Annotated in this window: 10 protein-coding genes and 6 pseudogenes; all 16 read right to left on the bottom strand. The window is 34.8% G+C overall.

Going from position 1 to position 16,551, the window contains the following annotated elements:
- Nucleotides 1–23: 23 nt before the first annotated feature.
- The gene (locus IPO86_16070) at nucleotides 24–203 is read right to left on the bottom strand and encodes a hypothetical protein (protein MBK9729619.1); all 180 of its coding nucleotides are present in this window, start codon (nucleotides 201–203) and stop codon (nucleotides 24–26) included.
- A 593-nt stretch (nucleotides 204–796) separates the two neighbouring features.
- Nucleotides 797–1,138, bottom strand: coding sequence for a DEAD/DEAH box helicase family protein (locus IPO86_16065; GenBank protein MBK9729618.1), 342 nt, complete (start codon nucleotides 1,136–1,138; stop codon nucleotides 797–799).
- Between the two features lie 352 nt (nucleotides 1,139–1,490).
- Nucleotides 1,491–1,970, bottom strand: coding sequence for a site-specific DNA-methyltransferase (locus IPO86_16060; protein ID MBK9729617.1), 480 nt, complete (start codon nucleotides 1,968–1,970; stop codon nucleotides 1,491–1,493).
- A 411-nt stretch (nucleotides 1,971–2,381) separates the two neighbouring features.
- Nucleotides 2,382–2,678, bottom strand: a pseudogene (locus IPO86_16055) (site-specific DNA-methyltransferase).
- Nucleotides 2,679–2,874: 196 nt separating this feature from the next.
- Entirely contained in the window at nucleotides 2,875–3,192 is a 318-nt protein-coding gene (locus IPO86_16050) for a hypothetical protein (protein ID MBK9729616.1), read from the bottom strand.
- Nucleotides 3,193–3,267: 75 nt separating this feature from the next.
- Nucleotides 3,268–4,226, bottom strand: a pseudogene (locus tag IPO86_16045) (5'-nucleotidase).
- Nucleotides 4,226–4,528 carry a helix-turn-helix transcriptional regulator gene (locus IPO86_16040; GenBank protein ID MBK9729615.1) on the bottom strand — a complete coding sequence of 101 codons (303 nt, stop codon included), beginning with the start codon at nucleotides 4,526–4,528 and terminating at the stop codon, nucleotides 4,226–4,228. Before IPO86_16040 ends, IPO86_16045 begins: the two are co-directional and overlap by 1 nt.
- Nucleotides 4,529–4,663: 135 nt before the next feature.
- Entirely contained in the window at nucleotides 4,664–4,978 is a 315-nt protein-coding gene (locus tag IPO86_16035) for a hypothetical protein (GenBank protein MBK9729614.1), read from the bottom strand.
- A 173-nt stretch (nucleotides 4,979–5,151) separates the two neighbouring features.
- A pseudogene (locus tag IPO86_16030) lies at nucleotides 5,152–6,763 on the bottom strand (type I restriction-modification system subunit M).
- Nucleotides 6,760–7,878, bottom strand: a pseudogene (locus IPO86_16025) (anticodon nuclease). The pseudogenes IPO86_16030 and IPO86_16025 overlap by 4 nt, the downstream one beginning before the upstream one ends.
- Nucleotides 7,879–8,437: 559 nt before the next feature.
- Nucleotides 8,438–8,677 carry a hypothetical protein gene (locus tag IPO86_16020; protein ID MBK9729613.1) on the bottom strand — a complete coding sequence of 80 codons (240 nt, stop codon included), beginning with the start codon at nucleotides 8,675–8,677 and terminating at the stop codon, nucleotides 8,438–8,440.
- 72 nt (nucleotides 8,678–8,749) lie between these two features.
- Nucleotides 8,750–9,135: pseudogene (locus IPO86_16015) on the bottom strand (restriction endonuclease subunit S).
- 160 nt (nucleotides 9,136–9,295) lie between these two features.
- A pseudogene (locus tag IPO86_16010) lies at nucleotides 9,296–12,239 on the bottom strand (type I restriction endonuclease subunit R).
- A gap of 307 nt (nucleotides 12,240–12,546) precedes the next feature.
- The gene (locus IPO86_16005) at nucleotides 12,547–13,770 is read right to left on the bottom strand and encodes a tyrosine-type recombinase/integrase (GenBank protein MBK9729612.1); all 1,224 of its coding nucleotides are present in this window, start codon (nucleotides 13,768–13,770) and stop codon (nucleotides 12,547–12,549) included.
- A gap of 510 nt (nucleotides 13,771–14,280) precedes the next feature.
- Nucleotides 14,281–14,907 carry a dTMP kinase gene (tmk, locus tag IPO86_16000; GenBank protein ID MBK9729611.1) on the bottom strand — a complete coding sequence of 209 codons (627 nt, stop codon included), beginning with the start codon at nucleotides 14,905–14,907 and terminating at the stop codon, nucleotides 14,281–14,283.
- Nucleotides 14,908–15,037: 130 nt separating this feature from the next.
- A complete protein-coding gene (gene murA / locus IPO86_15995) occupies nucleotides 15,038–16,348 on the bottom strand; it encodes a UDP-N-acetylglucosamine 1-carboxyvinyltransferase (GenBank protein ID MBK9729610.1) in 1,311 nt (436 codons plus the stop codon).
- Between the last annotated feature and the right edge of the window lie 203 nt (nucleotides 16,349–16,551).

Genomic DNA, 16,551 nt, shown 5'->3' with positions numbered 1-16,551 from the left:
GAAAATATCTTGCTCCTCGTCCACTACTTAACTTCTGCAAGTGTTGTTGCTCCAACGGTTGTATTTGTTCCCCCTGTGTTTTGACCTTCGGATAAACGAACAATATCATAAAGATTTAAAACGTCCCAACCTTCGTTTAATTTTTGCACTGCAAAAACTGCTCGGATTGGATTGTTCTCATCTTCTAGCGTATTTAAAAGCAACTGATTCTTCTCTGCTTCTTCATCATTATTTGCACTGATGCAATTTTCAAAACGGAAATTGATTTTATTCTTCTTGAAATCTCGGCTGATGAAATATTTATTGAATCAAAAAAGTTAAACGCTTTTTGAACTATTGTAACTGTTGCCGTATTTCAATTTGGTCAACCAATTGGGCTGACATTAAATCAATGAGATTATGAAAATCTACTTTGTTTTGTTCGGATTTTAATTGTCTTTTTTTGCTTTGAATAGAATAACAGGCTTTAAATTGATATTGTTGGCTGTTGCCAACTCTTGACGATAGTTCAATATCAATGCTTGTATAATTCTTTCTTGCTGGTCAAAGCCTGACCTGATAAGATTTATTTCTTTGAATATTTGTCAATTCTGAATTGAGCAAGGTCGTATTTGAAAATTACCTTGTCTTGATACTTTTTTAAGATTTCGGCATTATCATAGTCAAGCGTAAGCGGTAAATTCTAAAAGTATGTTGTCGAAATTCTGTTTTAGAATTTCAATTACAGTTCCTTCCCAACTGCCAAATAAATCACCGTTGTTTTTTGTTGCAGAACTTAAATGATGTGCTTCATCTGCTAGAGCACCATTTTTTGTCCTTGAAATCTTCGTAAGTAACGCTGTTTTCTTTGGTGTTGTTTAAAATCATGCAGTTGCTGAATAGTCGTGAATTTGATATTGATGTTTTTATCATCAGCACTTTCAAAGGTGTCTGTTTCCTTTATATAAACTTCCTTTCCGTCAATTACTATTTTGTCATTGAACAAATATTTTGAAGCCTGTGGATTCAAAAAATTGTCCTTCGTTTTTCTTGATGATGTTGTTTGAGTTAACGAAAAACAAAAGTTTCTAAAACCTTTTTCATACAAGTAAAGCATTAAGCCAACCATTACTAAAGTCTTTCCGCTACCTGTTGCCATATTATACAACAAGTGAAACGGTTTTTGGGTCTGCCTGTAAAATCTTCTGTATGGCAAAGAATATAACGCTGAAAAGATTCTATTTGATAAGGTCGTTGACCAAAACCAGGTTTAAGATTGTCAGTTATGTAATTGGGAAGAGGAACACGGGCAATTTCTCTTTACCAAACTCCCGCACCAATGTGTCGTGTAAAAACTCATTCTGCTTATTTTTAAGTTGGTAAAAATCTTGGGTTACTTTCTTTCTTCGGCTGAAACGGCAAAGTCTTTATCGTTCAATGAAGAAAAGATTTACATACAATTGGTTTTTGTCTAATAGCTCAACCAAATGTTGTTTTTTGTTCTTCTAAAGTCAATGCTTTAAAATCTTCAATATTTTCTTGCTTTTGCAAATCAACATTGTAGTTAAGAAAGATTTTGTTTTCATTTCTCCCCAAATTTTCAACACTGCTTTTTTGTCTTTGGCAGATTTAATTTGTTCAATGAAGTTTTGATTGTATTTTTTGAGTTCCAAATAAACAAATTCACCATTTTTGTTTTGTTCGATTACCTTTTTAATTCTTTCAATTGTTATTGTTCCAACGTAGTCAAGTTGTTCGCAGATTATAAAATTTCTTGGTTCTTCAGCTTCTTGATTAATCTCAAGAACTGCTTGTGCTGTTGTTCCTGAACCACCAAAAAAATCTAAGATTGTATCGCCTTCATCGCTTGCAATCATTACTACTCTTTTAATAAGTTCAACAGGTTTTGGAAATGGAAACGCTGGATTTACTAATAATTTACGAAGTTCTTTTGTTCCTGCTTCTGTGCGAACTGCACTATCATCCCATATTGATTTCTTTTTCCAGTTGTTTTTCTATGTTTTTCATAAACATTCCAACCACCATCACCTTTCTGTTTTGCAACAACTTCTGTTTTATCAAGGTCTTCATTGCTGTTTGATTCAGATTTAGGTTTTCCCCAACGCCAGCAACTTTCCTTACCTGTGCTATTTAATGGAACAGCTTGTATTTCAAATCCTTTCTTCGGAACTAATGAAACTGCACAAAATCCATTCTCATCTTACTTTTTCATTAACGTAGAACGGATAAAATAAATTTGGACGATTGCCTTTGTGAAATTTCGGATTACGATTCCTTTAGTTCTCTCAAATTAAAACCACCTTTCGAGTCCTTGTATTGATGAGTTACGTCTGTTTTTTCAATTTCATTCATTTCACTATCAGGTGATTTTTGATAGCAAATTAAATATTCGTGACTTTTGCAATTTTTAAATAATCTCTTCCACCTTTATTTGATTGAATTATAATATCAGAAACAAAATTTTGTCTGCCAAAATTTCATCACAAACTAATCGTAAATATGGATGTTCATTATCATCAATTGAAATAAAAACAAAACCATCAGGACGAAGCAATGATTTTGCTATTTCCATTCTGTTTTTAATAAAAGGTCAGCCAAGTTGAATGATTGAAACTGTCATTGTATCTGAAACTATCCCCGCCAGTATTGTAAGGAGGGTCAATGTATATTAGTTTTATCTTATTTTCAAATTGGGCTTTTAGTGAATAAAGGTCAATAAATTGTTACCCTAACAATTAAATTATCCGTTATAAAATTATCCTCATCCCTATTGAATTTATCGAATGCTTTATCACCTTTGTTGTGTAGCGTTTTGCATTGGTTAAAACCTTTGGTTCTAAGAGTTGAGTAATTTCGTCTTGTGCAAGGGTTTCATTAAAAAAATATTTCTTCTCTTATATCTTCTTCACGGCTTTGTCCACCTTCTAACACACAGTCTTTAAATGGCCAAACTAAAGCAACTTCGTTGCGTTGCTTCAAATATTTTCCGTCAATGTTTAATCCAACTTTGTTTTTATATGCGGTGTAGCTGTCATTCAAATAATTCTTTTGCTCCAAAAACTGCACAAACAAAGATTGGTTGAAAACCAAAACACCTTTGATGTCAAGAAAGAATTTTGCTTTCAGTGCCTTATCGTCAAGCAACAAGCCAATAAGTTCAGCATCATAGTTCTGTGCTTTATTTATTACCACCCATTTTTAAGTTCTCCGTTGTCGGTAACGAAGTTGGGTTCTTTTTTAGTTGCTTTTCAAGTGTTTCGTATAATTTCATTTCTTGTCTGTTGCTTTAGTGATTGATACTTTTCCATTTAATTTCAGTAATGGAGAATCTGATGCATAGGGCACTTTTCCAGAAGGAACTACTTTTGATGATCTCCGTTAGGTGAACTTCTTGGTCGTCAAAAAATATGTGTGCTCCAAATGCTTTTAAAACATTGTCTTTAGAAAGTCCGCCCAAAATATGCTTCGTCAACATATACGCCCCATTTGCGAAGCGTTTTGATAACTCTCATATGTGACGGTGCATTTCTTGCTGTTACAATTGCAATTCGCAAAGGAGAAAGTTCAATTGTTGTTGGTAATTCTTCTTGAATTTTTGAAAGTTTAATTAGCAATTTTGCAAAAGGACCTTCTCCCAATGGTTCGTCTTGATGTTCTTGCTCGTATTTATGAAATGCTTCAATTCCTTCTGTTTTGTATCTGTGTTCCGATTCGTCAGAAAACAAAACTGCATCTGCATCAAATGCAATTTTCACTCTGTTGTCACTGGGTTTAAATTCTGTTGGCGGTTCGTAAATATAGGCGGCTGCACATTTTTAGAATCAATTACACTTTGAACATCTTTAAGGTCTTTGCTTAAAAAATAAGTCAATATCAAAAGCATCTATATAAGGTGCTAAAGGTTCGCCACCACTAAACGCCATTCTTGTAATGTCCAAATTGTATTTACCAACGGAGTTCATAATTCTTACACCTGTTTCCGGGGCTGTTTCTCGACATTACAACAACTTCAACAATTCTTTTCTTAGCGTTTTCATTTAAGTGCAATAAACTTTGAACAAGGTGGAAAGCTGTTCCAAGTTCTAAAGGTTCGTCTTCGTGTTCAAGTTGATACTTTCTGAAACCAGAAATACCTTCGGTATTAAAATTTCATTTTCCTTTTCAAGATTGAAAAGTGCTCGGCTGGAAACTCCAACAACTAATATTTCGGAAAAATCTACAGCCATTATTTTGTTTTCTTTTTATTGTATTTAATTTTCTCTTCTGCTACTTGCATTGCTTGTAATGCCAAATCTTCGTCTTGAACTTCATAATAAAGTTTGTCTGAAAGCCAAGCAATTATAACTTCATTCTTTTGGTCTTTATAAAAGTTGGCAAGTGATTTTACTTGCTCTTTTGTCGGCATTCGTTTGTCTTGCTCGATTTTGCTCAAGATGGTTGGGTCAAGCGAAAGTTTAGCTCCAACTTCTCTAAGCAATAGTCCTTTTGCTTCTCTTAATTCTCGTAATGTCGTCCCAATTGTTTTCAATGTGCTTTCTTTTGACTTGACAAATATTGGCAAATGTAAAAATTATTTTTAGAAAAAGGGTCAAAAGTTGCCTCCAAATTTTCAACATTCCACTTGTCGGGTGGTGGGTGGGCTTTTGGGTGCGGTTGGGCAAAATTAAATGTGGTGTTTTTGTGTCGGCAAGTGCGTTGGCAAAACACCTCTTTTAATTTTGCGAAGCGTTGGCTTTTTGTCCTTCGTTTCTGTTTGTTTGTTGTCGGTCGTGTCGTCTTTTAGGGTGAGTGCTAACGTTTTGCGGGTTGGCGTAGTGGCGGATTTTAGCACAAAGTTCAATCGAAGAACTGCACTTGAACCTACCACAAAACTGTCATACGAAGCACGAAACCCGCCATTACGCCAAACCGCTGTTACCAGCAGGCGTTCTGTCGTCCGTCCTTGCAAACCATTGTCAGTATTGAGTTTCAGTGTCATTGTCTGTCGGGTTGTGCGTGGCGTTTTTTATTTTTTTGAAGGGTCGGGAAATTTTTTAAAACAATTTTTCTGTTGCAGTTGGCTTTGCAAGCTCTTTGACAAAGCTTTGGTTGTAGCGTTGGCTTGTGCGGCTTTGGCAATGTGCTTGCAAATAGCGTTGGCATTTCGTCTTGTTATATTGGTGGAAGTCCCAATTCCTTTAAAAATTTATTATGTGTCTCTCTTGCTTTGGTTATGTCCTTGTCAAGGTCAACGAGTTTTTTGTTTACTTCTTTTAAGTCAATTATTTCTTCGTCTAACGATGTGCTTACATAGCGTGAAATATTCAAGTTGAATTCGTTCTTAATGATTTCGTCCATTGATACTCTACGAGAATAACGGATTTCTTCTTTTCGGTCTCTGTATGTTTCAACTATTTTGTCAATATTTTCAGGTAGTAAATTGTTTTGTCGTTTGCCCTTTTCAAAATGGTCAACGGCATTGATAAACAAAACATCGTCAAACTTTTTTGCACTTCTTTAAAACCAAAATAGAAACAGGAATACCTGTCGAGAAAAACAAGTTGGCTGGAAGTCCAATTACTGTATCAATGTTTCCGTCCTCTAATAATTTTTCTTCTGATGCGTTCTTCTGAACCACTTCTAAATAAAACACCGTGAGGCAAAATGATTGCCATTGTTACCTCTTTACTCAAGAAGTGAAAACCGTGTAACAGAAAAGCAAAGTCGGCTGCTGACTTTGGGGCAAGTCCATAACTTTTAAAACGGAAATCTTGTCCCATTTCTTCTGATGGTTCCCAACGGTAGCTGAAAGGTGGATTGGCTACAATGGCATCAAATTCTAATTTCTTTGAAGGATTAATTTCATTTAAAATCTCCCAGTCATTGACTAATGTATCTCCGTGATGAATTGCAAATTCTGTGTCCTTAACTCCATGCAAAAGCATGTTCATTCGGGCTAAGTTGTAAGTTGTAATATTTTTCTCTTGTCCGAATATTTTGCCGATTGTTCCTCCTGCGTCTGTCATTCTTTTACGGACGTTGAGCAACAATGAACCTGAACCAGAGCAAAGTCTAAAACTCGTTCAATCTTTTTCTTTTCACCTTTGCTTGGGTCTTGGCTGTCAAGTGTTACAATGGCAGAAAGAATGTCTGAAATACGTTGTGGTGTATAAAATTCTCCTGCTTTTTGCCCTGAACCTGCTGCAAATTTTCCAATCAGATATTCGTAAGCATCGCCTAAATAGTCAATGTTTTTATCAAAGCTGTTGATGCCTTCTGCAATTTTCTGAATGATGTTACAGAGTTTCTTGTTTCTGTTCTTCGTAGTTCTTGCCAAGTTTATCAGAATCTAAATTGATTTCGGAAACTAACCCTTGAAAGGTGCTTTCAAAAGATTCATTTTCTATGTATTTAAAACCATCTTGCAAAGTGCGAAGCAACTCTTTGCTTTGTGTTTTAGCCAATTCAGCAATGCTATTCCATAAATGAGAAGGTTCAATTACATAGTGAACTTTTCTCCTCATTTGCTTTTCAAATTCCTGAACATCATCAGGATTGTTCTCATACCAAACGGACAAAGGTGTTCGCTTATCGTTTTCTTTAAGAACTGGATAATCTTTTCCTAACTCTTTCTTTGCTGCTGTTTCGTAATTGTCCTTAGATAACGTAAGAACAAAAATGAAAGCATATAATCTCTGAACTGGTCAGCGTTCATTGCTCCACGCAATTCGTCTGCGATTTTCCAAAGTGTATTGCCTAATTGTGTTTGATTATTGTCTGTCATGCTGTTGCTGTTTCTATTGGTTTTTCAAGTAAGTCTTCATTGAATTTATAGTTCGTTCTGAAGTTCTTGAATATTTGTTTGAAATATTTCTTGTTTTCTTCTCCCATTTCCTTTGGCTCAAACATTGAATAACCACCGTGATTCAGGTTGTTGACCATTCGAGTGAATAGTTTTTTTCTTCATCATCATTTCAATGATTATACAATCTGAAAAGCCATTGAAGCCATGAAAATTAGCTGCCTTTTCAAGAATTGTTCTGAGGAAGTAGAAATGGTAAGTGTAAATTTATCTGCATTGATTGCCTTTTAGTAAATCCTGAATCATGGAAACATGATAAAAGAATGGCTGTCTGTTGTGTCTTTTAAAATAAACTCCATCAGATTTACTTAAAAAGTCGTGGTGCATTATTTCCGTTCATTACATACAACATTGAAAATAAAGCGTGGTGAGTTGATACAATTGACTTACATCGCCATTGCCCTTTTTAACATAGAGCCAAGATGATGTGTACTTACAATTGTATTGTTGTCGTCCAAGGAAGAAACTGGTCATCTACGTAAATGTATTTTACCCAATCGTAATTTTGATGCCTATCTATTGCTAATTGTGCTACTGCTAAAAGAAGCACCATATAAAAAGGTTTTCTTCGCCTCTTGAAATTTTTACAAATTCAACATTTTGAGGAGTTCCTGCAACAATTTCTTCTCTGATAAAGTTAACTGCCCAATATTCATTTTCGTCTTTGTCTTTGTATTCGTAATCAATAAGGAAATTGAAATTTGAGTAGCGATGAATAAGAGGCCGAATTTTATTGTCCATATCCAATGCCCGAACACCTGCAATAAAAGCAGAATATTTATTTATGAGCAATCTTCTATGTGTGTCGCCATCTAAATCATTATCCCATGAAAACAAGTCTTCGGTAAAAGCATTAAAATATAAAGTGTCTCTTTCTGTTACATTGCCGTCTGCATCAAACTTTTCCTTTTGTCTGAAATCCATAGATAGGCGTGTTTTGCCTGTTCCATTGTATGCAAATAGTAAAACATATCTTTATCTAATTCACGTAAATATTCAGCTAATTCCTCTATTGACAAGAATGGTAAGAAGCTAATTGATTTGAGTTTAAAGGTTAGTTTGTTAGTTATTGCTTCACTCAATCCTGCTTTTTAGATTGTAAACATTTTCAGCACCGTCAAATACATAATTGCTCTCAAATAAAGCTTTGTCTGCTTTATTGAGTTTACCTCAATATTTTATCCTCAAAATCAGCTTTCTTTATTTTAATAACTCAGGTCTCATTCTTCATTATTTATTGATGGAAACAAACCTTGCAACAATCCTTCTTATGAAGTTGCAGAGCTTCCAATTTTGATTTTGTGCGTTTATCAAATCATCAATTGAAGAAAGTGTATCAGCAATTTATCTTGTTCTTTGGGTCTTCTGGTATAAGCAATGGACAATTCAAAACATCATCTTTCTTAGATTGGTTTGCTTTACGCCATCATCAAATGCCAAAAAGTATGGATTTCGTTTAGCAAATAGTATAGAATTTTGCTATTGACATTTCGTGGCGTAATTCTGCAAATACGCTGATTAACAGTGTAGCGATTATCTTCTTCAACCAAAAACATTTTGCAATGGCTTTTCCATTTGGAATATCACTCAGCACCATTAAAACATCTCCTTTGCTTGCAGGCAAAAAGCGGTATTGGTGAATTTCTTTACTTCGCCATCTTGTGAAATGAACTTTGAATTCACAACTATAAATTTGCCATCGTCTGCAATATCTTGTTCGTGGGCTTTACCGTTTTCGTAATCTGCAACTTGGGTCAAAGTAGTTTCTTCGCATTCTGCACTATCTTCAAACTCACTGAACTGAAATTTTGGAACTGTTTCGCCCTCCTGCGGCAATAGGTTTTGCAATAAGCCCTTTTGTGGTCTTTCAGTATTTCCAGCTTTTGGTCTCGGCTGTAATTACTTCATCTAAAGACGAGAGGCAAGCAGCGATTTTTTGTTGCTCCTTTGAGAAGGTAGCTTAACAACAAATTGACTCAAAACTTCTTTGTTATCGTTTTGATTATTCCACCGGGAGCTTTTTAGTTTTTCAATTTCAAAAAGCAGGAATAATAAATAAGCAAAAAAAGTCTTATCTAATTCTATGTAAAATTCTTCAAACAACAAAAGAGTTCTATCAATATAGGCATCATATTGAGTAATTGCCACTCTGCCGATTGACCCTTGAATTGTAATTATTACAGTCCCTTTTGGAATAAATACACTCTGTTCCGCTCCTAACTTGCTAATTTTATTTTTGGTTTTGGCTTTAATCTAAAATCTTCGCCAACATCGTAAACCTGTATAAAGGGCATACCATTAATGTCATCATACCATTTAGGCAGACCATAAGGTTGAGGAAAACTTCCTCTCCGAAACCCAGCTATATTTATTAAGGTGTCTTCGACCCAATTAGCGTCATTTAGAAACTCAGGAAATCAAGCCTTGGTACCAATCTAAAATTGTTTTCTCTATTCATGCTTTCAGTCCTGATATTTCCTGCCCTTCGGCTTGTTTTTTTTTAATAAAGGTGTCAATTCTTCCATCAATGCCAACTCGCTTGGTTCTTTCTTTCCAGCCTAAGTCTAAAGGGCAAAAGTTCACTTAATTTGTCAGCATCAAAAATCATTCGGCTAATGATGGAAGTTGTAAATTGCTGCAAGAGCCGAAATCTCCAAGCCATTATTTTGTGCTATTTCTGCTAATCGTTTGGCAATTTTTGCTTCTTTAAAGTTTTGATAGCCGTCTTTTATTTCATGTTCGTTTAAATGCTTTTCCTACTTCCAAATTTTTGATGTAGTCAATAATATCTCCTGTTCTTCCAATAGATTTGAACTACTACTTAATACACCAATTAATTGGTCACGGGTCATTTTCTGCTTTTTCTGGTGTGCCTTGTGTATTTGGCAATCAGGTTCATTATGTAATCATAATCAACCACTGGAAGAAGCAAACAACACAAATTCAAAGTCTAATTGCTGAATGTTTTCAGGTGCTTTGCTGCCTTCTTTTTGCTGAATTTCTTTGAGTTGTTTTGCAATTTCCAAATACGAACTACGGAAAGAACGCAATTGCTCTTCGGGCATTAAATCGTCAATTTTGATTTCTCGTTCTTCGTTCAGGTCAGTGTATTGGTCAAGCTGTGTTTTCAATCGTTGCACTTTTAAAAACGATTGATAAACTCTACTCGGGCCGCATCACCTTGATGTTGTAAACTTCTTGCGGCTCTGCTACCATGTTTTTGTCTTCCATCCACTTCTCCATTGCTTTCACTGCTCTTGGTATTTCTCAATCACTTTCGGAGCAGGGTCAACCAACCAAATTTCTTTGGCTCGTCCTGCATCTTCTCCATGAATAGGGCAATGGCTCTGTCAACTTCGGCTTGTTGCTGGCGGAAATCTAAAATGTTTCCATAAGGTTTGGTATCATTCAAAATACGGTTGGTTCGGCTGAAAGCCTGAATCAATCCGTGGAATTTCAGGTTCTTGTCCACATACAAAGTGTTCAAGTATTTGCTGTCAAATCCAGTAGGGCAACATATCCACCACAATCACCAAATCAATTTTGTTCTTGCGTGGATAGTCGGTATTGCTGAACTTTTGAAATTTGATGCGTTGTTGAACATCTTGGTAATACAAGTCAAATTCAGTGATTTTATGATTTGAGCCATATTGTTTGTTGTAATCACTGATAATGGCTTCAAGTGCTTTTTCTTCTTTTCAGGTTCAACTTTGTTGTCTGCCTTCTCTGTTGTAAATCTTCCTGCAATTGCTGAACGTCTTTGTTCCCTTCGGCAGGCGGTGAAAACACACAAGCAATATTTAATGGAATAAAGTTTTCATCTTCTTTTGTCTTGCTTGCCTGAATGTCTTTGAATAGTTCGTAATATTCAATAGCATCATTGATAGAAGCAGTTGCCAATAAAGCGTTAAAGCGTTTGCTGTGTGTTGCAGCATCATGTTTTTTTAGAATAGCATTTACAACCGCTTTTTTATGGTCAGTGCTTCCAACCGTTACATTTTTTTCAGGTTTGAAATAGTCAATATGGAAAACGCAATACGTTTCTATCTTCTATTGCATGAGTTATGGTGTAGTTGTGTAACGGATTTTGAAAAATATCTCTTGTAGTTACATAAGAGCCAACTGTTCCGTCAATTTGTTTGTAATTGGCGTTTTCGTCAAATATTGGTGTGCCTGTAAAACCAAATAGTTGTGCATTTGGGAAAAACTCTTTGATAGCTTTATGATTTTCACCAAACTGTGAACGGTGGCACTCATCAAAAATGAAAACAATTCGTTTGTCGCTTAATGCTTGTAAGCGTTCTTTATAATTGTTCTTGTTGTTTGGGTCTAAAGCCAGTCCTAATTTTTGAATTGTCGTAACAATTACTTTGTTAGCGTAATCGCCAGAGAGCATCTGTTTTACCCAATGTTTCTGTATTGGTGTTTTCCTCAACGCAACCTTCCTGAAATTTGTTGAACTCCTCACGGGTTTGTCTGTCCAAGTCTTTGCGGTCAACCACAAACAAACATTTTTCAATATTCGGATTGTCTTTGAGCAGGGTAGATGCTTTGTTAGAAGTAAGCGTTTTTCCGCTTCCTGTTGTGTGCCAAATGTAGCCGTTGCCTTTGTGTTCTTGTATTGAATTTACAATTGCCTTAACTGCATAAATCTGATATGGTCGCATGACAAGCAACTTTTGTTCGCTTGCAACCAATACCATGTATTTGCTTATCATTTGGCTCAGGGTGCATTTGCTCAAAACTTTTCTGAAAAGTCGTCTATGTGTGATTTTTTATTGTCCTCACTTGCAAATTGATAAACAGGCAAAATTGTTCATCAGCATTAAAGCTGAAATGTGAAGAGTTGTTGTTAGCGAAATAATAGGTGTTACTGCGATTGGTTACAATAAAAAGTTGCATGAAACAAAGCAATGAGTTTGTATAACCATTGTCTGGGTCACTTTTGTAGTCCACAATTTGCTGCATGGTTTTCGTGGGCTTACTTGCCGTTTTTAATTCTATTTGAACAACAGGAATTCCGTTAATCAACAAAATCACATCGTAACGGTGGTTGCTGTTTTCTGTATTTATGCGAAGTTGATTGATAACCTCAAACCTTGTTTTTACACCAGTCTTTTATATTTACCAGAGTGTAATGCAAAGGCGTTCCGTCCTCACGACTGAAGGTGTTGATTTCTCTTAGTCGTTTTGAAGAAGCAAAAACGTCTGAATTGATTATCTCGTCCCGTAGTCTGGCAAATTCAGAGTCGGTCAGGGTTAACCTTGTTGAGAGCCTGAAATTTTTCACGGAAATTCTTTCCAGCGAAGCCCTGTCCTTGATGTCCGACCTGTAACTGTATTTCAGGTCAGTCAATTTGGTAATCAAACTAACTTCTATTTGTATCTCTTTTGTCATCTAAAATTTATATCGGTCAAAGTTACTTTTTTAATCACATTAATCCGTCTGTGCGTTGGGACAGCGGCCTTTGCTTCGTGCCGAGGGTCGGTTTGCGGGTGGGGCAAAGCCAAATGTGCACTGGGGGGCTGGCTAAAATTGTTTTTAAAAATGCGGGTGGGGAAAAATAAAAACACAGGGTCGGAAATGAGTGTGCTTTACTCGTTGTCCGCTTGAAATATGGTCTGTATGTTGTCCAATACAAGTAGTAAAACTACTTTAAATATTCCAATTTGGGATGTTTACGGTAGCTTTTTTTCTTGATATATTATAATTCAAAATCATCGGTCAGGCTTTTAATGTTTTTTAAACTACGGATGCTCACATGGGTATATATCTCAGTTGTCTTGCTGGATTTATGTCCTAGTAATTCTTGGATATACCTTAAATCAACTCCAGCTTCCAAATTATGAGTAGCAAAACTATGCCTTAAACTATGTAATGTAAAATTGTTCGGACCTAATATCCGTTCACTTTGTGCCCTGAAAACTAAGGCCAAACTTCTTATTGAATAAGGCATTCCTTCAAATTGACCTTCTATTAAATATATTTTTGGCTTGTATATCTTGTAGTAATTTCGGAGAAATATTAGCATTTTTTCACTAATTGGAACTACCCTGTCCTTGTCCCCTTTGCCATGTCTTATAGTAACCGTTTTTTGATTTCCGTTGATATCTTTGATTTTTAAATTGATCAGTTCACCTGCTCTCAAACCAAGACTATATATCAAGCTGAGTGCCATTTGATGTTTCTTATTTGCTATCGTTTTTAATAATTGTTCCACTTGCTTTTTATCTATTACTTTTGGCAATCGACTTGATTTTCTGGGACGCTCTAATTGATTTATATCTAATAATTTATTTTGATATTTTTCAAAATATAGTTTCAAAGCATTCACCACCTGATTTTGATAAGAGACTGAATATCCTTGTTTTAATATATACTCCTGATTAAAAATTTCAAGATCTACATTTTGTATTTCTGCAGGATTTTTATTCATACTATTTAAAAAAACAAACAATGCATTTTTATATGTTTTAACAGTCGATGAACTGTAACGCAATTGCTCTAAATAGTTGCCGAATTGATCTGCAAAGTTTTTACTGCTTTCATAACAATCCGTTTTGTTTGAATTTAATATGGTTGAATTTGTTAATTTTATATTATTTTCTACTCTTTTTTTAATGCTAAGGCTAAGTCCTCGGTAATCTGGAAATATTCCAGCATTATGGAAACTTTCAATGCACTCTTTAAATCGATTATCTTCGTAAAAAAAATAATAACATCGGTAGGTTTTACTATAAAATAGTCCTGGTAAACTCTTTATAAATTCTATGATTTCTTTGTCGTATTGGAAATAAATGCCACAACAATCGGAATTCTTATGGAAGATATGTTGAATTCTAACTTTTCGGGGTAAAGCTTTTGTAGCATTTTTGAAATGAGATTGCTGTGATTCATTTTGTAAATCAATAGGGGGTTTAGGTGTCATAAGGTGTTGTATAATTAAATTAAAAAACTCTTACATATGATATTTATTTTTTAAATTCTCCAAATTCAGAGATCCGTGTTTTAAAGATAAATCTTAATTTTTAAATAAAACAGTTTTTTTAAATTTTATTTTGAAATGCTTCTGTTTAATACTTCTTTATCGGTTGTCACTTTTAACTTTTATCCAAGGTTAACGATGATTCTATATACCTATTTTATTGATTCTTAATGAACCCACCAGAGTATCATTTAAATTGCCGAATCTGTATCCTTTTATGATTTTACTTCCTATAAATACTCATAGTTCTAATGAACTCCCTTGGATTTTTAATACTTATAAATAGATTCATCATGAATTGATTATTTTTCTAAAATATTGAAGTCTAATACTTAGAATTTCAGATTTAATTCTGTGGAGATTGAAATTTACAAGTAGTTTGCAAATATTCATTTTACTTTTTATAGTAGGGATTCACAGTATAAGTACTCAGTTAAAGACACTGATGGAAGATCAAATTCCAATTAAGGTATTAAGTTTTATCCAAATGTTTTGTCCAATAATTTCCGGACTCTGATTACCATCGACTATAAAAATCTGTTCTTGAGTTTTAAGCTTTTCAAATGCTTCTATGTATTTTTCTCGTACGTTCCTAAGATTTTCCAGTGTTTCATAAAGTTCTGTAGAATTTCGCCCACTTTGAATGCGTTGCATACTGATTTCAGGACTGATATCAATGTAAATATTTAGGTTTGGACGTAGTAGTTCAGCACTTAGGGCATTGGCCTGAATTACCCAGTCCATGGCCATGTGAGTGCCGTGATATGCATAAGATGAAAAATAATATCGGTCGGTAATGACAGTATATCCTTCATCCAATTTTTTCAATATACCATTTGATTTATTTAATAAATGATCTAGTCTATCTGCCACAAATAATCCTGCAATAGTGCGGTGATCTGCTTCCATTTTATGATTGAAAATATCCCGGATCATTTTACCAATCGGATTATCCGTTGGCTCAAAGGTGCTGTAAACTTTATGTCCTGCATTTTCTAAAAGTCTTGCTAATCGTTTTGCCTGAGTGCTTTTTCCACTTCCATCAATGCCTTCAAATGCTATAAATAAATTTTTCTTCATATTGACAGACGAAATTAAATTTCTATTTCAAGGATATATTAATAAAAAAGTTCTCTGATCTAAATTTTAGTTTACATAAGTTAATTTAAACCTACAAAATTCTAAATTAAATTTTTTTAAACTAGAGTATTTAATTCCTTACTATTTCTGCTCCTACCGCATTCAATCGTTGATCTATGTTTTCATAACCGCGATCAATCTGATGTATAGAATGAATTTTACTTTTTCCCGATGCCGACATAGCTGCAATTAATAATGCAACTCCTGCACGTATATCTGGAGAAGTCATTTCGATTCCTTTTAATTGGTATTTTCTGTTGAGACCAATGACCGTAGCTCGATGTGGATCACAAAGGATAATCTGGGCACCCATATCGATGAGTTTATCTACAAAAAACAAGCGGGATTCAAACATCTTTTGATGAATTAATACACTGCCTTTTGCCTGGATTGCCATCACCAATAAGGCACTCATAAGATCGGGTGTAAATCCTGGCCAGGGTGCATCGTATATAGTCATAATGGAGCCATCCATAAAACTTTGAATTTCATATTCTTCTTGTGCAGGTATTAATATATCATCACCTTGGATTTTTAATGTTATGCCCATTCTTTCAAAAACAAATGGGATTATTCCTAAATGTTGTACACCTGCATTTTTAATTTTCAATTCAGATTGTGTCATAGCCGCTAAACTGATAAAACTACCGATTTCGATCATGTCCGGCAATAAAGTATGACTCGTACCTTGCAATTTTTCTACACCTTCTACAACCAATAGATTCGAACTTAATCCAGAAATCTTGGCACCCATTCGTATGAGCATTTTACAAAGTTGCTGAATATAAGGCTCGCAGGCAGCATTATATATAGTGGTGGTTCCCTTTGCAAGCGTAGCAGCCATAAGTACGTTGGCAGTGCCTGTGACAGAGATTTCATCCATTAAAATATAAGCTCCAGTGAGATGATCTGCCGTGATTTTATATTCTGATTTAGATTCGTCGAATACAAATTGTGCATTTAACTTTTGCAAACCTAGAAAATGCGTGTCCAATCGTCTTCTACCAATTTTATCACCTCCTGGTTTTGGTAATACAGCTCGTTTAAATCTAGCTAATAATGGTGCCAACAACATTACGGAACCTCTTATTTTTCTTGCATTGTTCTGAAATTCATGGGTCCCAAAATATTCCAGATCAATATCTGATGCCTGAAAAGTATAACTATGAGTATCGTGTTTACTTACTTTTACTCCCAATCCTCCAATTAATTGTATCAAATGTCGGATATCTAAAATGTCAGGGATGTTGTGAATCGTCACCGGCTGATCCGTTAGTAAAGTTGCACACAATATTTGTAAGGCTTCATTCTTGGCGCCTTGTGGCTGCAATTCTCCTTTGAGTTTATGTCCACCAATCACTTCAAAACAATCTGATCCCATCTTCTTGAATTAAGTTTCAAAAATACATAATTGCATGAATAACACAGTCAGTTGGAGCTGTCTATATTAAATAGGCTTCAGGCAATGTGTTTTTAAACTGATGAAATGAAAGGTATTAGATAAATATTCTGTATGCTGGAATTTCATGAAGAATGGTCGTTATGTTCTCCAGTTGAGAAATAATGAATAAATTTATTATGAAG

It is taken from the genome of Saprospiraceae bacterium, from assembly GCA_016717265.1.
GTDB lineage: Bacteria > Bacteroidota > Bacteroidia > Chitinophagales > Saprospiraceae > Vicinibacter.
Note: the sequence above shows the minus strand (reverse complement) of the source record. Positions and strands in the feature narration are given on the sequence as shown.